A 22,804-nucleotide genomic window follows, 5' to 3' on the forward strand; every position below is an offset into this window, starting at 1 on the left:
CCTGCGGGGCACCGGTTAGACTGGAGACCATGACCAGATCTTCCCAAGAAGTGCAGCGGCAACTTGATCGGATCGTGGCCCTGGGCTATCCGGATGTGGCGGACATCAGCGCCGCCGCTTTCAGAGCCTTGGCCCAGCCCCTGATCTCCGCGCTGGAGTCCACTGAGCTGGGTGAGCAGATTCTGCTCATCCCTACCAGGGAGCTGGTCTCGCCCGAGTCGCTGATCGCCCGGACCAGCATCAATCGCATGGCCGGTTTTACCACTATGCCGCCGCGCGACATCGCCAGCTTCCTGCCTCAGAACGGATTCGAGCCGCCTGAGGGACCTTTTTACATCGTCCTGGATCCGCATACCGGCACCTGCTACACCAACCGCGAGCCGGACGTGGCCCGCAAGCTGATCGACTCCGACGACAGGCTCCCTCTGACCTTGGAGGAGGGCCTGGCCATCGCCACCCAGCATCCCGACTGGTTGGCGGTCAAGAACGGTTTCAACCTCCTGGGTTCCCACAGCGCCGATGGGCGTGTGCCCAGCATCTGGATGAGCCAGAACGCCCCCCGTCTGGGCTCGGTCTGGCCTAACTCGCGCCATACCTGGCTGGGCAACGCCTACTGCGAGGGCCGTCGCGGTGTCTCACTCTTCCAGTGAATCCCTTCAACTGAATCTTATGCGGTGAGCACTCTGTAAGTGCTTGCACGGTCTGGAGCTTGCAACTTGGATAACCTTGCGAATCATGCCAGACCCTGTTCCCTCGCCTTCCCCTGCGTCGTAATGCGGACCCGGACCGCATGTCCCGGCTCTCCTCCGGTAAAATAATGGCACCCCCGGTACGGTTTCGGCCTGCCCGAACACCCATGGCCGGGTGATATTGCGGTTTCCGACGAACGAAAGAAGGAGGAGAGATGGATCAGGATCGTGCATCCGTGTTTGATCTTGCGGCCCAGGCCGCGGCGTCCAATGGAGGGAACAACGACCTGCTGCTGCCTCCCCCCAGGTTTGTGGGTTCGCCGCAAAAGCCGAGCGCCATGCCCTACAACAAATATGTGGCCTACAACAAGCAGGTGCCATTTGACTATCCACAGCGCACCTGGCCGGGCAAGACCCTGAAGCGGGCGCCCCGCTGGTGCTCAGTCGATCTTCGCGACGGCAATCAGGCCCTGGTCGACCCCATGGATTCCGAGCGCAAGCTGAGATTCTGGAATCTGCTGATTTCCATGGGCTTCAAGGAGATTGAGGTGGGCTTCCCCTCGGCATCCGAGACCGATTACGACTTCATCCGCCTCCTGATCGAGCGCGAGCTGATTCCCGACGATGTGACCATCGTGGTCCTGACCCAGGCTCGCGAGCACCTGATTCGCCGTACCTACGAGGCCCTGCGTGGAGCCAAGCGGGCCGTGGTTCACTTCTACAATTCGGTTTCGGTCCTGCAGCGGGAGGTGGTCTTCCACAAGGACAAGGCCGGGATCAAGAAGCTGGCCACCGACGCCGCCGAACTCTGCCGCTCCTTGGAGGCTGATGCCGGGGGCACTGATCTTTCCTATGAGTATTCGCCCGAGTCCTTCTCCGGCGCGGAACCCGAGTATTCCCTGGAGGTCTGCAACGCGGTCATCGACGTGATCCGGCCTACGCCGGAGCATCCCATGATCATCAACCTGCCCAACACCGTGGAGATGACCACCCCCAACGTCTTCGCTGACGAGGTGGAGTACATATCCACCAACCTCAAGGACCGGGATGCGGTGGTGCTCTCTCTGCATCCTCACAACGACGAGGGCATGGCCGTAGCCGCCACTGAACTCAGCCTGCTGGCTGGGGCTGACCGGGTGGAGGGCTGCCTGCTGGGCAATGGCGAGCGCACAGGCAATGTCGATATTTGCACGGTGGGGCTGAATCTGCTGGTCCAGGGAATCGATCCCCAGCTGGACTTCTCCGACATGCCCGGCATCCGTCGGACGGTGGAATACTGCAATCAGATCGCCGTCTCCGAGCGGCATCCCTACGTCGGCAACTTCGTCTTCACGGCCTTCTCCGGCTCCCATCAGGATGCCATCAAGAAGGGATTGGACGCCCGGCAGCAGGCGGCTCTGCGCGCCAACGCCAATCCTGACGACTTCCTCTGGCTGGTGCCCTACCTGCCCATCGATCCCAAGGATGTGGGCGGCAACTACGAGGCCATCATCCGGGTCAACTCCCAGTCGGGCAAGGGCGGCATGGCCTACCTGCTCAAGGCAAACCATCATCTGGACCTGCCTAAGCGCCTCCAGGTTGAGTTTGAACGGCTGGTACAGGGCTATGCCGACAGGACCAAGCGCGAGGTCAAGGATGCCGACATCTGGCGCCTCTTCAAGGATGAGTACCTGCCCGTGGAGGCTGGTGGAAGCGTGGTCGGCGGCGAGTCCATGGCCGATCAGTGCGACGAGACTCTGCGCCAGTGGGGTCGTTTCAAGCTGCTGAATGTGGCAGTCACCTCCGGTGAGGACGGCTCCAACACCGCCCTGGATGCCACCCTGCTGGACCGGGGGCTTGCCCCAGGCGACCCTGAGGAGCGTCGTCGTGTCCAGGGGCATGGGAACGGGCCTATTGCGGCCTTCCTGGATGCGCTCAAGTCCTTGGACCAGACCGTCTCGGTCCTGGATTACGCCGAGCACGCCATGACCGCCGGCACGGATGCTCTGGCAGCTTCCTATGTGGAATGCCGGGTGGGCGAACCGGCCAGGTCTCGGGTCATCTGGGGCGTGGGCATCGACTCGTCCATCTCTACCAGCTCTCTCAAGGCCATCATCTCGGCCCTCAACCGTTTCCAGCGCGGCTAGAAATCATAGAGAGGCAGCAGCTACCGTCAGCCTCACCGCCTGATCCGAACGCAGCGGATTGGTTCGGATCAGGCCAGGTTGTCCACACTGGTTTACTGCTGGGATGACTCTGACTCGGAGTTGCCCCCAGTGGTTCCGCTCTTGCTGTCCTCGGTACCACCTCCATTGCCTGAACCGCCTCCATTGCCTGAACCTGAACCGTTGCCGGCTCCTGACTCCTGCTGGGGAGCTGTGTGCTGTTGGCTGCGTTGCTGAGGCACATATCCATAGTTGTAGCTGCGCTTGGGCGTATAGGAGTAGCTCTGCCTATATCCGGTGCCCCAGCTGCCATCCGGCCCGCCGATCTTGCCATGGTCTTCGGCCGCAGGGAAGCGCTCCACTGGGCTGTTGCCCAAGGCCGACTTCATGTACTGGGTGAACAGCGGGACCGGTAGAAACTCATTCTGATAGACGGCGGGCACCCTGAGTGCGCTGCCGTCCTGCCCTTGGTTCCAGACAGCGAAGGTGGTCAGAACCGAGGGGGTGAATCCGACGAAGGATATGGCTGTCTGGTCGTTGGCCGTGCCTGTCTTGCCGGCGATGGGCCTGCCCAGGGAACGCGCATAGGTGGCGGTGCCGTACTGAACTGTGGTGCTCATGGCTTTCTGCAGCAGGGCCACCTGGTCGGCGTTGAAGACCTGATCCGACTGGATCGCGGCCGTGTAGAGCTCCTGATCCTTGGCATCCTTGACCTGGGCCACCAGATGCAGCTGTGGCCGCTTGCCGCCATTGGCCAGAGTGGCATACCCCTGTGTCACGTCATAGACCGAGAGGGCATCCAGGCCCAGGGTGTCGAAGGTGGTCGTGTCGTCGATTTTGCCGGTGATGCCAGCTGTGTGGGCCACCTGGGCGATTTTTTGTGAGGTCACGTGTTCCCCCAGATCCATGAAGACCGTGTTGACCGATCTGGCGAAGGCCGAATAGAGATTGATGTATCCGTAGCTGACGTTTCCGTCGTTGGCGACGGACTTGCCCACGCTGGAGAAGGTGCGCGGTGAATTGCCGTTGAAGACAGTGTTCAGGTTGACTCCATCCTGGATGGCGGCCAGGAGCGTGTAGGCCTTCATGGTCGAACCCACCTGGTAGGTCGCCTGATCCACGTTGTTGAGCGGGTGGGTCAGGTAGTCGTCACCGGCATACAGGGAGATGATGGCCCCGGTCCTGGGATCGACCGAGAGCCCACCGGTCTGCAGGGTGGGTGGCTGACGCTTGTTGCCTGTGGACGGGCTTGCCACCTGGAACATCAGATCCTGCTTGTCCTTTTGGATGGTGGTGATGATTCGGTAGCCGCCAGTATCCAGATCGTCCGCGGTAAAGGGGGCCTTTTTGCCGGAGGCCAGCTCGTTGCGGACCATACGCAGCAGATAGCCGTTGGGCCCCTGATAGACGTTCTGCGGCGAGTACTTGATGGTCTGGGGCATCTGGGCGCCGACCCGGTCCTGGCGGCTGATGTAGTGGTCCTCCTCCATTATGCCCAGCACCCTGTGGAAGCGCGATTCGGCCTGCTTGGGGTTGATCGCCGGATCCCAGGAGGCCGGGGCGGGGATGATGCCGGCCAGCATGGCCGACTCGGGCATGGTCAGGTCCTTGGCGTCCTTGCCGAAGTAATTCTGGGCGGCGGCCTGGATCCCGTAGGCGCCGCGGCCGAAGTAGATGGTGTTCATGTAGTTGCACAGGACCGCGTCCTTGCTCTCGGTCCTGGAAATCTTCAAAGAGAGGATGGCCTCGCGCAGCTTGCCCTTGTAGGAGGTGGTCTCGCCCAGATAGTAGCGCTCAGCGTACTGCTGGGTGATGGTGGATCCACCCTGCCGGGTGCCCTTGGTCACGTTGTTGAGCAGGGCACGACCGATGCCCTTGAGGTCGATGCCGTTGTCCTTATAGAAGGAGCGGTTCTCCGAGGCGACGACCGCATTGCCCACATACTTGGGCAGGACAGCGCAGTCTATGATTTCCCGGTTCTGATCGGCGTAGGTTCCGATGGGTGTTGTGCCGTCCGCATAGTAGACCGTGGTTTTTTGTGCCAGGGCCTGCTTCTCCGGTGGGATGATTTCAGTGGTCAGATACAGGTATGCGAAAGCCGCCGCCCCGGCGACCAGCACCAGTCCCAGCAGGGCCAGGGTCCACTTAAGCACACGATGTGACTTCTTGTGAGGCCGCCTGCGACGAGGTCCGCCGCCCCGGGGATTCCGGTCGGCATGCCGCGAGGTGAGCCTGTCGGCGCGATTCCTGCCCCCACTCGCTCCGGACTGGATCCTGCGTGTGGGCGAGGTCGAACTGACTGAACGAGTCTGATTGGCCATGCCAACCACGCTATCCGGCAGGGCTGAAAACTGTTCGACCTAGGGCTGAACGTTCATCATTTTCGTACGTTTGCACCATCCTTTGGGGTCTATACTGCCAGCGGGCGCGCATATGAAGCCCGATTCCACCATGCCATCCATCGGGAGAAGGTATGCTTAGGTTGGAATAACTCAGTAAATCAGAGGAGTTTGTATGAGCATCCGTGTAGCTATAGCGGGCGTGGGTAACTGCGCTTCCTCGCTGGTACAGGGAGTCGAGTATTACAAGGACGCCAAGGATGATGACAAGATCCCCGGCATCATGCACGCCAATTTCGGTGGCTACCGCATTCGTGACGTGGAGTTCGTGACCGCTTTCGATGTGGATTCACTCAAGGTCGGCAAGGACCTGAGCGAGGCCATCTTCGCCTCGCAAAACAACACCTACAAGTTCTGCGACGTTCCCAACAAGGGCGTGGAGGTCCTGCGCGGGCCGACCGGCGACGGGCTGGGCGAGTACTACCGCAAGATGATCACCGAGTCGGACGCCGAGCCCGTGGATGTGGCCCAGGTTCTGCGCGACAAGAAGGTCGATGTGCTGGTCTCCTACCTGCCCGTCGGCTCTGAGCAGGCCGACAAGGCCTACGCCACCGCCGCCATCGAGGCCGGTTGCGCCTTCGTCAACTGTCTGCCCGTCTTCATCGCCTCCGACCCCGAGTGGGCTCAGAAGTTCCGCGATGCCGGGCTGCCCATCGTGGGTGACGACATCAAGAGCCAGGTGGGTGCCACCATTACGCACAGGGTCATGGCCCGTCTCTTCGAGGACCGCGGTGTGCGCCTGGACCGCACCTATCAGCTGAACGTGGGCGGCAACATGGACTTCATGAACATGCTGCAGCGTACCCGTCTGGAGTCCAAGAAGGTTTCCAAGACCCGTGCGGTCACATCCATTGTTCCTCACGACATGGATCCCCACAACGTCCACATCGGTCCCTCGGACTATGTGGCCTGGCTGGATGACCGCAAGTTCGCCTTCGTGCGTCTGGAGGGCACCACCTTTGGAGATGTCCCGCTGAATCTGGAGTACAAGCTGGAAGTCTGGGATTCACCCAACTCGGCCGGTATCGTCATCGATGCCCTGCGCGCCGCCAAGATCGCCCTGGACCGCCACCTGGCCGGTCCGGTGCTGGCGCCCAGCTCCTACTTCATGAAGTCGCCCGCTGTCCAGCATGAGGACAACGAGGCCCGCCAGCTGGTCGAGGATTACATCACCGGCAAGGTGGAGGGCGACGAGAGCGCCCTGGATGCCGATGTCAAGGCCGCCAAGGAGAACGGCAAGGACGTCTGGCACGCCTGAGTAGAGTCAGTCGGGCGCTGTCAGGCGCCTGATAAAGCATGTGGCCGACCTCTTTCGGGGGGTCGGCCGCATGCTGTTTTATATGTTTGAACGGCGGATTGCGGGCATGGTGTCCAACCTGCCGGTTGATGCTTTCCGCTGTCAGACCATGGCCAGGTCGAGCACATTCACTGAGGCCGGATCCAGGCGGACCGTAATTTCACGTCCTTCGGGGATGTCCGAGACATCGACCCGGCGAGCCCTGACCTGGTTCGGGTCCGATCGGGTATTGCAGGCATGTGGATCCTGCGTTGAAAGGCTTTGCATGCCTACAGGACGCACAGGCTCAGGCAGGGTCAGCCTCGCTTCGGTGGCGGAGGCCATGTCGGTGTTGACCAGGTCCACCATGATGTGTCCGTTCTTGACCGAGGCAAAGACCTTCAGGGACGGGTTGTCGGCTTCCGGCAGGCTTTGGATTGCGCGGGCCCCCTGGTGGCACCGGTACATCATGAAGACGTCGTAGTTGGGGGTCAGGATGGTGGCTTCGTCCTCGGTCAGGATCAGCGAGTTGAGGACGTTCAGGGTCTGTGCGTTGCAGGCCATGGAGACCTTGTCGCACCTGGACTGAAGGATATCCAGCGTCAGGGCCGAGGTGACCGCGTCGCGCATGGTCACCTGCTGCCGGAGCGCCGGACGTGCAGTGAAGGCATCGCCATGCCAGTTGCCCCATTCACCCATGACCAGATCGACCTTTGTCAGCCTGGAATCCATGGTGCTCTCAGGGTGGGGCATGGCGGCCAGGCAGGCCTGCATCAGATTCCACTGCTGGTCGATGACCTCACCGAGCTCGAGGGCGCCTCGAATCACACGATCCCAGCCATCCTGATCGAATCGGGTGGAAGTGTCGTCGGGGTGGTCGATGTTCCAGTTGTAGAAGTGCAGGTCGTAGGCGGCGATGGGCGGCTGGCGGTACTGGGCCAAAGCCTGGAAGAAGTCCCTGGTCCAGCGCACTCGTTCCATAGGCTTGTTTCCGTCTGGACCGCAGGCGATGGGCCGGATCATCGGGGGCTGGTCCGCGTTCTCGGCGAAGGAGGGCATGGCCGAGGCGAACATCCGATAGCGGTCCGCGTACATGGACGGGGTCATCGTCCCCCCGCCGGCCCAAGGCTCGTTCCCCAGACCCCAGAACTTCACGCCGTATGGGGAGGGGTGGCCGTTGGCGGCACGCATGGCTGACATGGCCGTGCCCGATGGACGGTTGCAGTACTCCATCCAGTCGCGCATCTCGGCCACGGATCCACTCAGCATGTTCACGTTGATCCAGGGTTCGGCCCCAATGGCCTGGCACAGGCGGAGGAATTCGTCAGTGCCGAAACCGTGTCCGTCAGGTTGGTAGGTGCCGAAGTTCTCGTTGTATCCCACCGGACGCTGATTGCGGGGCCCGACTCCCTGACGCCAGTGGTAGGTGTCGGCATAGCAGCCGCCGGGCCAGCGCAGCAGGGGAGGCTTCAGTGCTTTCAAGGCCTTGAGGGCGTCCGTGCGGATGCCATTGGTGTTGGGGATGGATGAATCCGTGCCCACCCATAGTCCCTGATCTATGCACTCGCCGAGGAATTCAATGAACTGGCCGTGCAGGTAGGGGCTGATGGTGCCGGTGGTCAGGCGCGGGTCGATGTGGATGCTCAATGTCTGGACTCCTTACTTGATGGTGCGGATTCGGCTGATGAAGATGCAGGCCAGCAGCACCAGGACGATGGCGGTGGGGAAGACCAGCTGGTAGGACTTGGTCACCGAGACGATCAGCGAGGTCACCATGGGCCCCACCATCTGACCCAGGGTGGTGGCGATGTTGAGGATGCCCAGATCCTTGCCGGCCTCCTCGGCATTGGGCAGAACGTCCACGTTGAGTGCCTGGTCGACCGACCCATACATTCCGTAGCCGAAGCCGCCGATGGCGGTGAACAGGATCATGCCCACGGGGCTATGGATGATCCAGGGCATGGCGTAGCCCAGGGCCAGAAGCAGGCTGGCAATGACCACGGGCATCTTCCTGCGGCCGATTCTGTCGGAGATCGGCCCTGCTCCCAGGGCCGCAATCATGGAGACCACAATCAGCACCAGGGACATGGTCGACATGGTGGCCGCCGAGTCCTTGACGGACTGGCCCATGTAGTCCTGGAGGATGAAGAGCTGGTAGTTGAGAATCATGTAGTAGCTGAACAGGAGCAGGGAACGCCCCGCAAAGGCCAGCCAGAAGTCGGGCGCGTGGCGAGGCGGGCGGAAGGATTCCAGGATGGAGCGCAGGCTGCTGCTCAGGGCGGGCATGTCCTTGGAAGAGGGTTCCTTGGGCCAAATGACCACTGTGACAAGGCCGGCCACGCCCATGACCAGGCCGGACATAATCCAGCCGGGGATTTGCATAGTGATGAACCGGGCGCCGACCAAGGTGCCCAGGGAGTTGCCCACCAGATTGCCCGCCGATATAAATGCCGACATGGTGGCCCGTTGTGATTCGGGAACACGGTCGGACAGGGAGGCGACTACTGGCGAGATCATCATGTTCAAGCCGACCATGGCCAGGCAGTAGAAGATGCCGATGATCCAGACGTTGGCAATGATACCCATGAGGAAGAGCGAGATGCCGGCTATAAGGCCGCCGGAAACGACCCAGGGGGTTCTGCGGCCGAAGATGGAACGGGTCCTGTCGGACAGGTTGCCCACGATCAGGTTGGATACCAGGGAGGTCAGAGCCGTGGTGGCGTTGAAGACCCCGGATATGGCAACCTTGGACCCCGGAGCGATGTCGGTCAGGCGTTGGGGCAGCAAGACCGAGGCGACGATGGACAGGGCCATCATCCAGAACAGATTGAAAATGAAGAAGGCAATGCAGTATCGGCTTTTGGCTGCGGTGCCGAGCTCCTGCCCGCCTGCTAAATCGGCTTGTGTCATTATCCGACTCCCTTTCTTTTGGTGCGTCTGTGCACAGTGGGGAAGCGCCGTGCTTCCCATATTGTTTTATATCTTATATATATAAAACAAGCAAGAGGTCAGGTACGCATGGGCGGTTCCCATTTTGGGAACGGGGTAGAGAAAGGGGCTATGCACGGCCTAGGACGGTCTGTCGGCCAACGGTATGATGATTCTGATGAGTGATGCGAACAGGAAGACCGGCAACAGGGCGGGCGGCGATCAGGTCGGACGCCTTCCAGGGCGCCCGATCGGGGCTCGTCGGCGGATGCCCCCTGATGAACGTCGCAGACAGATAGCCCGGGTCGCCGCCCAGATGATCGCCTACTACGGTACCTACGGCGTCTCCATGCAGGCCATTGCGGATGCAGTGGGTCTGACCTTGCCGGGATTGCGTCATTATGCCCGCACGCGCGAGGAACTGCTCTCTTTGGTTATCCAGGTCTACTACGATCAGGGTTCTTTCACTTTTGGATCAAAGCCCGGCGAGCGCGATGAACTTGCCATTGGTCGAGACCAGGAGGGGCATTCCCTCTATTCGTTGCCTGGTTACCTGCGTCGTCTGGTCAAGGAGAACGCCGAGCGTATGGTCCTGGTCATGCTCTTCATGCATTTGGCTGTGGAGGCTCACGATCCTGCTCATCCCGCACACGAGTACTACCGTGATCGCCATGCCCGGATGATCGACTTCATGGACGGGATCCGCTGGAAGTTGCCTGAACCCTATCGGGATCGGTCGGCCTTCCACCGATTGATCAGAACCGTTTATTGTACCATGGATGGGGTGCAGATTCAGGCGCTGACCAATCCTGACGACGACATGATCGCCCTGTGGGCAAAGGCGGAACTCATTCTCTTCCCGTCACCCCAGTGGGATGATTGCCGCTAAAGTGTCGGCACGAATCGGGTTCGGTCTCAGTCCTTGACAGGGCCTACCAGTGGAGCGATCCGCTTGTCCCAGGCATCCAGGGCCGAGTTGATGACCTGGTGCATGTCGTAGTAAGCGTAGGTGCCCAGGCGGCCGCCGAAGACCACCTTCGGCTGCTGGGTGGCCAGTTGTTTGTACTGGGTATAGAGGGTCCGGTCGTCGCTGGTGTTGATGGGGTAGTAGGGTTCGTCGCCCTTGCCGGCGAATCGACTGTATTCCTCCCAGACCACGGTCCGCTCATGGTTCTGCCGGTCGTAGCGTTCGGGGTTGAAGTTCTTGAACTCAATGGCGCGGGTGTAGGGCACATCAGGATCGGAGAAGTTCATGACCGGGCAGCCAAAGTGGTCGTCCTCGTCGTAGCGGCGCTCCTTGAAGTCCACGGTCCGCCACTTGAGCTCGCCCAGGCGGTAGTCGAAGTAGCGGTCGACCGGGCCGGTGTAGACCACGGGGACCTGGCCCACCAGAGCATCCCGGTTCCAGGGCTGTGAGTTGTCGAAGAAGTCGGTTTTCAGGCTCACCTGGATGCGCGGATCGTCGATCATCCTCTCGAACCAGGCTGTGTAGCCGTCCTTGGGCAGGCCCTCCCAGGTGTCTTTGAAGTAGTGGTTGTCGTAGTTGAACCGCACAGGCAGCCGCTTGATGATTGAGGCGGGTAGCTGTGAAGGGTCGGTCTGCCATTGCTTGGCCGTGTAGTTCTTGATGAAGGCCTCGTACAGGGGTCGGCCGATCAGGGAGATGCCTTGGTCGTTCAGGTTGCCCGGGTCGGTCCCGGCCAGCTCGCCGGCCTGCTCCCGGATCAGTTCCCGGGCCTGTTGGGGGGTGTAGTGGGCGTGGAAGAACTGGTTGATGGTGCCTAGATTGATGGGCAAGGGGTAGACCTCGCCCTTGTGGGTGGTGTAGACCCGGTGGGTGTAGTCGGTGAATTCGGTGAAGCGGTTGACGTACTCCCAGACCTTGCGGTTGGAGGTGTGGAAGAGGTGGGCCCCGTACTTGTGGATTTCGGCCCCGGTCTCCTCGTCCATGTAGGAGTAAGCATTGCCGCCGATGTGGTCGCGCACGTCGATGATCCGCACCCGGGCCCCGCTGTGCTCGACCGCCTGCTGGGCCACGGTCAAACCGAACAGGCCAGCGCCCACAATCACCAAATCAGCATCCATGTCAGCCATTCGTCTTCAGCCATCCATCCCTTGTCGCTGTGATGCCAGATCGTCTGCTGTCTATTGTCAGGGTCCGGCATGATTCCGTGATCAACCGCTGGAGTACGGCGATCCTGTTGCCTACATGCTAGCGGACAGGTCTGGTCAGGGAAGCGGCGGGCGGCAATATCGACCGAATAGGCACCTGGCATGGAGGGGTTGGCGCTTTCCAATGGACAAGTGGAGCCTGTCTGCTATCATGGTGACTTGCTCTCACGTGGCGTTATGTCACCCAATCCCCCCAGGGCAGGAATGCAGCAAGGGTAAGTGGCCTCTGGCGGGTGCGTGGGAGTTTTCCATATTTGCACCGCCTGGGCTGGCTGAAGTCGTGAAAACAACGCATTCGTCGGACAGGGTGTCGGCTGTCGACCCAGGGGTTGGATAGAGTCTTGAGGTATGACCAACAAGCGCAAGCAGGGCGAAGCACAGCAGACCTGGTACCGGAGTCCGAATGAGCAGACCGAGGCGGACGGCAGCCATGTCGACCAGGATTCCCTGACGTCTCGCCCCCGGATTTCAGCCCTGGTTCTGTGCCTGGTCGTCGGCCTGGCCTGCCTGGGTCTGGCGGCTTTGGTCTGGTGGGCGGCCGTCTGGACTGTTCCCGGGCAGACCTATGACGACATGGCCCTGACCAACTTCCGAGGATTTCTTGACCAGGCGCCCCTGGTTAAGGCTTATCTGGGGCTGTTCACCATTCCCTATGTGACTGTGGTGATCTGCGTGATGCTGGGTCTTGCGGCCCTGGTGGTTGTTCTGGCTCGGCACCGGTGGTGGCTGCTCGGCCAGGTTGCGGTTTATGCTCTGGTGGTCTTCGTGGCGGCGCGCATTCTCAAACGCATCCTGCCCCGCCCTGTGCTCATCCATGCTCAGGCCTCCACAGCCAACTCAGCCCCCTCGGGACACACCATCCTGGCTCTTGCGGTGGTACTGGCCCTGCTCTGTGTGGTGCCCCGCATTTGGAGGGCCCCGGTCGCCTTGGTGGGGTTTGCCTTTGACCTGTCCGTGGGCTGCTCGCTGGTGCAGGGTGGCTGGCACCGCCCCTCGGACGTGGTCATGGGCATTCTTATTCCGGCCGGTCTCTGTCTTATTGCTCTGGCCGCCACTCGGGGAAGCGGGATGGATGTCCCTGGGACCAGAATGTCCTCGGCTTCTATTCAGATTGTCTCCACCCTGATGTTGGTAGCGGGGTTTCTGGGGGTTCTCTACGCTTGCTATGTCATCTGGCAGATTAGCCCTGGTCTGGAGATCGGCGCCCGGTGGACGGCCTACGGGGTTCACTGCTCGGCTGTCATAATGATGGCCTCTGTTCTGTCGCTGACCCTGGGGCTGGTTCTGGCGATGAGGCAGATCACGGCCTCGCCTCTGACCAGGATGGGACTTGTAGGTCGGCCTCCGGCTCCGCCCCAAAATGACTGAAGTCGTTCTCTGGACGTACTGAACGTCTCTGATTCACCTCCCACCTGACCCAGGGATTCACATCCATGCACATGGCCCCTTGATTTGCATGGTGACGGAACCTCGTGAGTAAGATGGCGTGCGAAAGACCACAATATAAGGAGAGGCCATGGCATCCGGCAATAAGCTCGTCATTGTTGAGTCGCCAACCAAGGCAAAGAAGATCGGCGGGTACCTGGGCAAGGGCTACACGGTCATGGCCTCGGTGGGCCATATCCGCGACCTGGCCCAGCCATCGCAGATCCCGGCCTCCCAGAAGAAGGCCTATGGCAAGTTCGGCGTAGACGTGAACGATGGCTTCAAGCCCTACTACATCGTGGACGATAAGAAGAAGCATACGGTGTCCGAGCTCAAGAAGGCACTGAAGAACGCCGACGAGCTCTACCTGGCCACTGATGAGGATCGGGAGGGGGAGGCCATCGCCTGGCATCTGGTCCAGACCCTCAAACCGAAAGTGCCGGTAAAGCGCATGGTCTTTCATGAGATCACCCCCGAGGCCATCAAGAATTCGCTCAAGCACACCAGGGACGTGGATGCCCACATGGTCGATGCCCAGGAGACCCGCAGGGTTTTGGATCGTCTCTATGGCTACGAGCTTTCACCGGTACTCTGGCGCAAGGTGGGTCCGGGGCTGAGCGCCGGGCGCGTCCAGTCTGTGGCGACCCGGCTGATTGTGGAGCGCGAGCGTGAGCGCATGGCCTTCGTCAAAGCCTCCTACTGGGATCTGCTGGTGCGTCTGGTGCAGGAGGATACCGGGGAATCGTCGTTGTCAGGCGGTTTTCAGGCGCGGATGATCAGCCTGGGGGAGCAGCGGCTGGCTGTCTCCAAGGACTTCACATCCAAGGGTCGGCTGACGGAAACGGCCGCCAAAGAGCAGGTCCTGCAGCTGGATGAAAAGCATGCCCGGAACCTGGCTGAGACGTTGAAGGATCAGGACTTCACGGTGACGGGTATGGAGACCAAGCCCTATCGGCGGCGTCCCCAGCCCCCATTCACTACGTCTACCCTGCAGCAGACGGCTGGCAACCGGCTGGGCATGAGTTCGCGGGCCACCATGCGTGCCGCCCAAGGGCTCTATGAGAACGGGTTCATCACCTACATGCGTACGGATTCGGTCACCCTCTCCCAGGAGGCCATTGCCGCTGCCCGAAAGGGGGTCGAGCGTGAATACGGGGCGGAATACCTTTCGACCGAGTCCAAGCAGTATGTGACCAAGACTGCCGGCGCCCAGGAGGCCCACGAATGCATCCGGCCCGCAGGCTCCACCTTCCATAGGCCCCAGGATCTGGCCGACCGTCTGGCTCCTGACCAGCTCAAGCTCTATACCCTGATTTGGCGGCGCACCCTGGCTTCGCAGATGGCCGACGCCACCGGGTCCACAGCCACCATCCGCCTGTCGGCGCAGGCGGGCAAGGAGGGTACGGCCCTCTTCCAGGCTTCAGGTACCGTCATCAAGTTCCCTGGCTTCCTCAAGGCCATGGACGCAGGCTCTGAGCAGACCGATGAGGGTTCTTCCCTGCCCCCGCTCCAGCAGGGGGACGTGCTTCGTGCTGCCTCCGTCGATCCCGAGGGTCATGAGACCCAGCCGCCGGCCCGTTATACAGAGGCCTCTCTGGTCAAGACCCTGGAGGCCAAGGAGATAGGCAGGCCTTCCACCTATGCCAGCATCATCTCGACCATCATCGATCGCGGATATGTCTATGAGCGCGGTCGTGCACTGATCCCCTCCTGGCTGGCATTTTCGGTAGTCGGATTGTTGGAGACCAATTTTCCCAAGTATGTGGACTACCAGTTCACGGCACAGATGGAGAATGGCCTGGACATGATCGCCCATGGCAAGGAGCGAGGCAAGGACTGGTTGACCCGGTTCTACTTCGGCTCGGGCCCGGGCGCTGCTCAAAACGCTGACGAGGCTCATCAGGGCCTGCAGGAGCAGGTGGCACAGCTGGGAGACATCGACGCCCGCAAGATCAACACCATCGAGATTGGTGATGGCCTGCAGGTAAGGGTCGGTCGTTACGGTCCTTATCTTGAGGATACGGCCGACCTGGATGCCGACGGCAACCCCAAGCGGGCCTCCTTGCCGCCCACCATGGCTCCGGACGAGCTGACTGTGGCAGCGGGACATGAACTGATTGCAGCCAATGCCGGCGGTCCCCGTCAGCTGGGCAAGGATTCGCAGACCGGCGGTCGGGTCGAGGTGCGTAAGGGTAGATTCGGGCCCTATGTGGCCCTGATCAGCCCCGAGGAGGAAGCGGCCGAGCAGAAAAAGCCGGCCGGCAAGACTGCACGAACAACCAAGCAGACAGGCCCTAAGCCCAAGATGGCCTCGCTCTTCAAAACCATGGATCCGGACACGGTCACCTTGGAGGATGCTCTGAAGCTGCTCAGCCTGCCCAGGACGGTGGGCAGTATCGAGCTGACCGATGCCAAGACGGGAGAAACCGACCAGGCCACCGTCACTGCCAGCAACGGCCGTTATGGCCCCTACCTGACGGCCACCAAGGCCGACGGCGGCACCGAGACACGCTCGCTGACCGACGAGGGGCAGATTTTCACCATCGATCAGGCCGGGGCCAAAGCCCTCTTTGACCAGCCCAAGTACGGACGGCGTTCCCGGAGCGCGGCCAAGCCTCCTCTTCGTGAGCTGGGTACGGACCCTGACAGCGGCAAACCCGTCACCATCAAGGACGGGTTCTACGGTGTCTACATCACCGACGGGCAGACCAACAGGACTCTGCCCAAGCAGTACACGGCCCAGTCCATCGAACCAGAGGTGGCCTTCCGCCTGCTGGCAGAGAAGCGCGCGGCCGGACCTGCCAAGCGGCGTGGTCGGACCACCCGCAAGTCTACTGCACGAAAGTCCACTGCTCGCAAGTCGGCATCCGGCAAATCCACAGCTGGGAAGTCGGCCACTCGCGCCCGCAAAACCACAAAGAAGACTAAAACCACCAAGATTTCCAAGACTACGGAGTATCAGGCATGAGCGATGGGTTGTTCATTTCCTTCGAGGGCGTGGATGGTGCAGGCAAAACCACCCAAGTCCAACAAGCACACAACTATCTGCAGGAGCGTGGACTACGATCTTTGGTTACCCGCGAGCCAGGCGGAACCCCTGTCGGATTGACCATCCGGGAACTCGTCCTTCACGGCTTGGCCGCTTTTCCCTCGGTGGCTGTGACCGGAGGTACCGACGTGGTTGATGCCTCTGACGATCTGGCCCCCAGAACCGAGGCCCTGCTCTATGCGGCGGATCGGGCAGAGCACGTGGCACAGGTAGTTCGTCCGGCTCTGGATCGTGGAGACATTGTGCTCTGCGACCGTTACCTGGATTCCTCAGTGGCCTATCAGGCCGGAGGCCGTGATCTGTCGGCGGATGTGATTCGTCGGTTGAGTCTGTGGGCCAGTCAGGGCCTTCTGCCCAAACGTACCTACCTGCTGGATGCAGATCCGTCTCAGTCCAAGTCACGTCTGGACCATGAGCCCGATAGACTGGAGTCGGCTGGCGACGACTTCCAGCAACATGTGCGTCAGGCATTTCTGCAGTTGGCTCAGAAGGAGCCCGACCGGTTCCTGGTTATCGATGCCACCCAATCCATCGACCAGGTTTGGCAGATCATCCAAGACGATTTGGACAAGTTGGTCGAAGGGCGCGAGCCAGATCTGCCGCAGGTCGATGACGATCTCCCGGATGCCGATGATGAGAATGGCGACGCTGACGGTCAGGACGATGCCGACGAGGATGAATCGGCAGCAGGCTATGAGGACGATGAGCAGGGTGCAGAGCCGGACTGGATCGAAGCTACGGATACGTCCGATCAGGCATCGGAGGCTGAAGTTGACCAGGATGACCAGCCCATGGAGACAGGAACAGTAGGCGGGGATGCTGATGATGATTCGGTTCCTGTGGGTTCCCGCGCTCGCTGGCTGCTCCGGTCCCGACTCCTGCGGAAGACCCGATGAGCGTCTGGGATGCCATTGTGGGCCAGCAGCCCACGGTCGAGCTACTTGAGCGGACGGTGGCGGCCCAGGCGCAGGGACATGACGAGGTGGCGCAGTCCTGGCTGATCTGCGGCCCTCCTGGATCGGGGCGTTCCAATCTGGCACGGGCTTTCGCGGCGGCCCTGATCAGCCCTGACCAGGGATTGAACGACCAACCCACCCGCGTCACTCAGCAGGTTCTGGCCGGAACCCATCCGGATGTGACCATACTATCCACCAACAAGGTCACCATCGGCATCAACGAGGTCAGGGAGTTGATCATGACCTCGGAACAGATGCCTTCGACCTCGCGATGGCGGGTCATCATCATCGAAGACGTGGATCGGATGCTGGAGCGGACCACCAATGTGCTGCTCAAGGAGATCGAGGAGCCGGCCGAACATACCATCTGGCTTTTGTGCGCACCCAGCGCTCAGGATGTGCTGCCTACCATCCGTTCACGGACCAGGGTGCTCAACTTGGCGGTGCCGTCCAACACCGCAGTGGCCGATTTCCTGACTGACCAGGTGGGGGTGGACCGGGTCCTTGCCGCCAAGGCCGCCCGTCTGGCCCAGGGGCACATCGGCATCGCCCGTCTCTATGCCACCAGGGATCAGGTCCTGGCCGACCGTGATGAGCTGGTGGTGGGCCTGCTGGGACTTAGACGCGCTTCGGATGCCGTGATTCTGGCTGGCCGGGTGGTGGACGCGGCTCGGGATCAGGCCACCGCCACCGTGGACGATGAGGTGGCCAAGGACGAGCGGGAGTTTCGGCAGATTAACGGGCTTAGGGACAAGGAACGCATTCCCCGGCAGTTGCGTGGGGCCTATCATACCTTGGGGGGCAAGGATCAGGTTCGCCGACGGGTCACCAGACTGACCCGGGATGTGCTGGACCGTAACCTGAGCACCTTGTCCAGCGTCTACCGAGATGTGGGCGTCCTACAGAACGGTGCCGAGGAGAAGGCCGGCTTGGTCAATTTGGAGAATCGGGCGGCAATTGCTGATTTGTCCGTCAGACTCTCCAGACAGGGGGCAATTGATCGCATTCAGCTGATTGGCCGGGCTCGCAGGAGACTGGCTGCCAACGGTTCGCCGCTCCTGGTCTTCGAGGCCCTCTTCTGCACCCTGCTGGTCTGAGCACGAATTAATTTCTGGTCAAGGACGAACTTGACCTCGTAGGCTGGGCGGGCGAGAATCGAATCATGAGGATTATCACTGATTTCGGCACTATTCCCGATCGGTACGCCAAGCGCGCCCCTCAGTCCCTTACCCGTAAGGGACGTCCTGTAGTTTCCTTCCCATTCCGGCTTGAAGGGGTGCCCCAGGAGGCCCGGTACCTGCACTGGATGCTGGTGGATCCGGACTCCGTGCCCGTGTGCGGCTTCCCTTGGATCCACTGGTCCCTGGCCAACCTGCCCATCGAGGCTTTGCTCGCCTTGCAGCCTGACGGGACCGAAAGCTCCGTTCTGGCGATTCCGGAGGACTTCTCCAGAAATCTGTCTAATCTGATTCCCGGCGTGCCCCAAGGGCGCACCTCGGCGGCCTCGCCCCTGGTCATGGAAGAGGAGATCGCCGACGACCCTGGCGTGCTTATGCGTTACAACGGCCCCACGCCTCCGGACCAGGTCCATGATTATGTGCTGTCGGTCTGGGCCACACAAGGGTCCTTGCCCGGACTGGAGGAGGGGTTCTGGCTCAATGCCCTGGCCCATGCCATCCATTCCGCCCAGCCGGTGGCCGCAGCGGCTCGGGCCTGGTTGCCGGCTGATGCCTGACCTGGTATTGGGACGGTCTAGCACTAGAGTGAGGCCGTGCCCCAAGTGCGCAGGCAGCCGTCATCCCTGCCTGCCCACGCAGTCGGGTGTAAAGGCATCCCCCGACTTCCGGACTGGTGATGACAGTTGACCGCGACCAGACAAAGGAAGACGCTTATATGCCCTGCACCACGCTTCTGATAGGCAAGAATGCCAGTTACGACGGGTCCACCATCATCGCTCGGAATGAGGATTCAGCCAACGGGGAGTTCCGTCCCAAGCGTTTCGTATTAGTCGCTCCTGACCAGCAGCCCCGGCACTACCGTAGCGTGATCAGTCACTTGGAGATGGATCTGCCCGAGGATCCCATGCGCTATACCTCGGTGCCCAACGCCGTGCTCGATCAGGGGCTCTGGGCCGAAGCAGGCGTTAACAGCGACAACGTGGCCATGTCAGCCACCGAGACCATCACTACCAACGAGCGCGTTCTGGGTGCCGATCCGCTGGTGGAGCCCACCCCTGCTCAGGGCCGCCCCGGCGATGAAGGCTATCTGGCCGAGGTGCCTGGAGGCATCGGCGAGGAGGACTTGGTCACCATCGTCCTGCCCTACATCCATTCGGCTCGGGAGGGCGTCCAGCGGCTGGGTTCCCTGCTCGAGCGCTACGGCACCTACGAGATGAATGGCATTGCCTTCAGTGACGTGGACGAGATCTGGTGGATGGAGACTGTTGGTGGCCATCACTGGATCGCCAAGCGCGTGCCTGATGATTCCTACGTGACCATGCCCAACCAGCTGGGCATTGACGAGTTCGATCTGGACGACGCCTTCGGAGACCAGACCGACCACCTTTGCTCGGCCGACCTGCGGGAGTTCATTGCCGATAACTTCCTGGACCTGGCCGTGGAGTCGGCTTCACCCTTCAACCCCCGTGATGCCTTTGGCTCCCACAGTGATTCGGACCATGTATACAACACGCCTCGGGCCTGGTACATGCAGCGTTTCCTCAATCCCTATGACGAAATCTGGGACGGGCCGGACGCCGATCACACTCCCACCAGCGACAACATTCCCTGGTGCCGTCAGCCTGAGCGCCTGATTACCGTGGAGGATGTCAAGTATCTGCTCAGCTCCCACTACCAGGGCACACCCTACGATCCCTATGGGCGGACCGGCGACGAGCACACCAAGGGGCTCTACCGGCCCATCGGCATCAACCGCAACGACCAGCTGGCCCTGATTCAGCTGCGCCCCTACCGGCCTGAATCCTGCCGGGCCATCCAGTGGATGTCCTACGGGTCCAACGCTTTCAATGCCCTGGTTCCCTTCTATGCCAATGTGGGACGGACGCCTGATTATCTCGCTAATGCTACGAATCGTGTCTCCACCGACAGCCTCTACTGGTCCGATCGGTTGATCGCTGCACTGTGCGACTCGGCCTTCGCCGGCACTTCAGCTGCAGTTGAACGCTACCAGCAGAGCGTTGGAGGCGTAGGCCATCGTCTGATCGCCGCTGCAGATGAACAGGTGGCCAGGCTGGAGGGCGCCGATAAGGGCACGGATAACCCCGAGGTCCGCCAGGTGCTGGAGGCTGCAAACCAGGACATGGCCGACCGTCTGCGCAAGGAGACCGATGACCTGCTGGGCCAGGTGCTTTATACGGTCAGCATGGGCATGCGCAACGGCTACCACCTGTCCGACAACTGAGCCATCCGATTGACAAGGATCATTAAGGAGGAGAGCCTCATGACGGGCTTCGACGATTACGTCAGGCCATACGGCCTGTTTGACAAGATCGATGCCTTCGGCTACCTGAAGGATCTGCAGGATCATCCGGATATGCCGCGCAAGCATGGCCGGGTGCTGCTGGTCACCGCAGACACCCCGCTAAAGGCCTCGCGTGGCGAGGGCAAGACAACCACCACCATCGCCCTGATCGACGCCCTGCGTGCCCGGGGAGTGGACGCCGCCGCCGTCCTGCGTCAGCCCAGCATGGGCATTACCGCTGCCGGGTCCAAGGGTGGCGCCTCTGGTGGCGGCAAGTCCTCCCTGACTCATCCTGAGCTGGTGGATTGGGGTCTGTGCGGGGAGATGGCGGCCATCGAATCCGCCCAGAACCTGCTGGTTTCCTTTGCGGAGAAGGCCGTGGACGAGGGTCGGTTGGACACCGTTCTGGTGCCCCGGGTCAGCGAGGTGCCCTCGCGGTCTCTGAGGCAGATCACTGTGGACCGAGGCAAGAGCGATCTGCCTGAGCGGACCGTGCTGACGCCCACCTGCGAGCTCATGCAGATTGTGGTGCTCTCCCGGAGCATGGAGGAGATCGAACGGCGCGTGGCCGCCATGGTCGCGGGAACCCTGGATGGCCGTCCGGTTACCTTCGGGGAGTTCGTGGATCTGTGGCGGATCACCGGCATTCTGACAGACGCGGTCAAGCCAGCCTTCACTGAGACCTTGGAGGGCTCTCCGGTCTATGTGCATGGCGGGCCATTCGCCAACGTTTCCATCGGCATCCCCAGCCTGGTGTCCGTGGAGATGGCCTGCGCCAGGCACGATGTGGTCGTCGTCGAGGCAGGCTACGGAGCCGATGCCGGCGCCCAGAAGTGGCTGGACATCGCCGCCCGCGAGTATGGGGCCCAATGGCCGGCCGCAGCCGTGGTCGTCACCCGTGCCACCACCTGGCGGGACGATCCCAAGCTGAGCTGGCGCTACCCCTTCCACGTGCACCGTCTGGAGGGACTGGGTATCCCCACCTTCCCGCTGATCAACCTCTGGGAGGGTGAGGACGACCAGGTGGATTCCCTGCGACAGACCGCCGACGGCCTGGGCTTCCGCAGGCCCATCGTGGGCAACCTCTTCCGTGACGGGGGCAAGGCCCTCGAGCCTCAGCTGGACGATCTGATCAAGGCCCTGCAGGAGCCCGTAAACGCCCAGGCGGATACAGCCAGCCTGCATGATATGTCCGTGCCGGATCGGATTCGCTGGATCGCCCAGAGCGCCTACGGTGTGCCGGCTGATCGGGTCGTCGAGCGTGAGGGATTCCAGGACAGTCTCCAGGCGGCCTCCGACCTGTGCAGCAAGGCGGGCATTTCCCTCGAGCATCTGGTTGTAGTTGCGGTCAAGTCGCCGGCTACCATGACCGACGATGACCGGGCCGACCAGGACAAGCGCACGGTCACCCTGAAGAAGGTCGAGGCCCATACGGGTGCCGGCCTCCTGCAGGTGAACCTGACCACCTCCCTGACTACTCCCATGCCCAAGATTGTCTGAGCAGGCCATGCATGGATTCGGCAGACCTGTGACGCGCCGTGTTGCGGGCCTGCCTAAACCGTGTATAGTATCTACTTGGCTCTTGAAAGTGCCCTGCCCCTATAGCTCAGTTGGCTAGAGCAGCTGACTCTTAATCAGCGTGTCCGGGGTTCGAGCCCCCGTGGGGGCACAGAGTCAAAGCCCTACAGCCGCAAAGGCTGCGGGGCTTTTCCATTGCTCGGGCAATTCTCCCAAAACATGGTTTTGTGTGACATCTGTGTGACAAAAGTCCCCGCAAAAGAAAAGCTCCGCCGAAGCGGGGGTGCAAAACCTGTCTATCACCAGAAGTGTTGCTTTCGTCGCGTTGGTCTCGAGCCCAGAGAACGGCGTGAACTGTTAGAATACAAGGGCTCGGCGTCTGAAGACACCGAGCCCGAGACCACATAGAGCCTAAATCAAGAGAACACCCGCTAGTTTTGATAAAAACCCAGCGGCAAAGATATTTTCTCTGATTACTAGTCGTCCCTATGCCCCCCCCCACACACACACAGATAGCCCAGCAAGCTACCTAGGAGGGTTCCGATGATGACGATCCAACCCATGCCAATTCCCTTTTAATAGTAGTTACTTTGAGGACCTCTTCATGGTCGCCCCTTCCCCTATGAGACTTCACAACGTCGTGGGATCTACACTCATGTTGTTGAAAACTACGTAGCAGGCAATATGAACCTACTAATTTGAATCCGATAATAATTTCGAATTAGTTAAAATTCAATGATTGTCACTTATGGAGAAACGAGCCGCTGC

The 22,804-nt window shown here is 61.1% G+C and carries 14 protein-coding genes, 1 tRNA gene, 1 other RNA gene and 1 pseudogene; 13 read left to right on the forward strand and 4 right to left on the reverse strand.

The annotated features are described in order from the left end of the window. The first annotated feature begins 29 nt into the window (after nucleotides 1-29). Together H3T88_RS00550 and leuA are read left to right on the forward strand one after the other, a co-directional pair. Complete coding sequence (locus tag H3T88_RS00550) at nucleotides 30-650, forward strand: DUF5701 family protein (RefSeq protein WP_015022545.1); 621 nt, start codon at nucleotides 30-32, stop codon at nucleotides 648-650. Nucleotides 651-904: 254 nt separating this feature from the next. Further along, nucleotides 905-2,815, forward strand: coding sequence for a 2-isopropylmalate synthase (leuA, locus tag H3T88_RS00555; protein ID WP_198203200.1), 1,911 nt, complete (start codon nucleotides 905-907; stop codon nucleotides 2,813-2,815). A 92-nt stretch (nucleotides 2,816-2,907) separates the two neighbouring features. Here leuA and H3T88_RS00560 read toward each other — a convergent pair whose 3' ends face one another. Beyond that, nucleotides 2,908-5,154, reverse strand: coding sequence for a transglycosylase domain-containing protein (locus tag H3T88_RS00560; RefSeq protein WP_015022543.1), 2,247 nt, complete (start codon nucleotides 5,152-5,154; stop codon nucleotides 2,908-2,910). A 193-nt stretch (nucleotides 5,155-5,347) separates the two neighbouring features. On the opposite strand from H3T88_RS00560, the gene H3T88_RS00565 reads away from it, so the two are divergent. Further along, nucleotides 5,348-6,490: an inositol-3-phosphate synthase gene (locus H3T88_RS00565; RefSeq protein WP_198203201.1), complete on the forward strand. Its 1,143-nt coding sequence runs from the start codon at nucleotides 5,348-5,350 to the stop codon at nucleotides 6,488-6,490. 141 nt (nucleotides 6,491-6,631) lie between these two features. On the opposite strand, the gene H3T88_RS00570 is transcribed toward H3T88_RS00565, so the two are convergent. Further along, nucleotides 6,632-8,155 carry an alpha-L-arabinofuranosidase C-terminal domain-containing protein gene (locus H3T88_RS00570; RefSeq protein ID WP_110417727.1) on the reverse strand — a complete coding sequence of 508 codons (1,524 nt, stop codon included), beginning with the start codon at nucleotides 8,153-8,155 and terminating at the stop codon, nucleotides 6,632-6,634. A 12-nt stretch (nucleotides 8,156-8,167) separates the two neighbouring features. Then, nucleotides 8,168-9,418, reverse strand: a complete 1,251-nt coding sequence (locus H3T88_RS00575) for an MFS transporter (protein ID WP_198203202.1) — start codon at nucleotides 9,416-9,418, stop codon at nucleotides 8,168-8,170. A 196-nt stretch (nucleotides 9,419-9,614) separates the two neighbouring features. Here H3T88_RS00575 and H3T88_RS00580 point away from each other — a divergent pair, with 196 nt between their 5' ends. Then, nucleotides 9,615-10,325: a TetR/AcrR family transcriptional regulator gene (locus tag H3T88_RS00580; RefSeq protein ID WP_198203203.1), complete on the forward strand. Its 711-nt coding sequence runs from the start codon at nucleotides 9,615-9,617 to the stop codon at nucleotides 10,323-10,325. Between the two features lie 26 nt (nucleotides 10,326-10,351). Here H3T88_RS00580 and glf read toward each other — a convergent pair whose 3' ends face one another. Then, nucleotides 10,352-11,530, reverse strand: coding sequence for a UDP-galactopyranose mutase (gene glf, locus H3T88_RS00585; protein WP_110417724.1), 1,179 nt, complete (start codon nucleotides 11,528-11,530; stop codon nucleotides 10,352-10,354). 237 nt (nucleotides 11,531-11,767) lie between these two features. Here glf and ffs point away from each other — a divergent pair. The 9 genes and pseudogenes from ffs (at nucleotide 11,768) to H3T88_RS00630 (ending at nucleotide 22,187) form a co-directional block, all read left to right on the forward strand. Continuing rightward, nucleotides 11,768-11,858: signal recognition particle sRNA small type (gene ffs, locus H3T88_RS00590), an RNA gene on the forward strand. Nucleotides 11,859-11,956: 98 nt separating this feature from the next. After that, nucleotides 11,957-12,976, forward strand: a complete 1,020-nt coding sequence (locus H3T88_RS00595; protein ID WP_198203204.1) for a phosphatase PAP2 family protein — start codon at nucleotides 11,957-11,959, stop codon at nucleotides 12,974-12,976. A gap of 148 nt (nucleotides 12,977-13,124) precedes the next feature. Beyond that, nucleotides 13,125-16,001, forward strand: a complete 2,877-nt coding sequence (gene topA, locus H3T88_RS00600; RefSeq protein ID WP_198203205.1) for a type I DNA topoisomerase — start codon at nucleotides 13,125-13,127, stop codon at nucleotides 15,999-16,001. Then, nucleotides 15,998-16,651 (forward strand): annotated as a pseudogene (gene tmk / locus H3T88_RS00605) (dTMP kinase); the annotation flags it as partial. The gene topA and the pseudogene tmk, both read left to right, overlap by 4 nt. A gap of 323 nt (nucleotides 16,652-16,974) precedes the next feature. Beyond that, nucleotides 16,975-18,135, forward strand: a complete 1,161-nt coding sequence (locus tag H3T88_RS00610; RefSeq protein WP_198203206.1) for a DNA polymerase III subunit delta' — start codon at nucleotides 16,975-16,977, stop codon at nucleotides 18,133-18,135. A 65-nt stretch (nucleotides 18,136-18,200) separates the two neighbouring features. Next, the gene (locus tag H3T88_RS00615; protein ID WP_015022533.1) at nucleotides 18,201-18,773 is read left to right on the forward strand and encodes a YbhB/YbcL family Raf kinase inhibitor-like protein; all 573 of its coding nucleotides are present in this window, start codon (nucleotides 18,201-18,203) and stop codon (nucleotides 18,771-18,773) included. 158 nt (nucleotides 18,774-18,931) lie between these two features. Next, nucleotides 18,932-20,458 carry a C69 family dipeptidase gene (locus H3T88_RS00620; protein WP_198203207.1) on the forward strand — a complete coding sequence of 509 codons (1,527 nt, stop codon included), beginning with the start codon at nucleotides 18,932-18,934 and terminating at the stop codon, nucleotides 20,456-20,458. A gap of 39 nt (nucleotides 20,459-20,497) precedes the next feature. Then, nucleotides 20,498-22,018, forward strand: a complete 1,521-nt coding sequence (locus H3T88_RS00625) for a formate--tetrahydrofolate ligase (protein WP_198203208.1) — start codon at nucleotides 20,498-20,500, stop codon at nucleotides 22,016-22,018. 95 nt (nucleotides 22,019-22,113) lie between these two features. Then, a tRNA-Lys gene (locus H3T88_RS00630) sits at nucleotides 22,114-22,187 on the forward strand. Nucleotides 22,188-22,804 lie beyond the last annotated feature (617 nt).

Origin of the sequence: Bifidobacterium sp. W8110 (genome assembly GCF_016101375.1) — a bacterium.
Lineage (GTDB): Bacteria > Actinomycetota > Actinomycetes > Actinomycetales > Bifidobacteriaceae > Bombiscardovia > Bombiscardovia asteroides.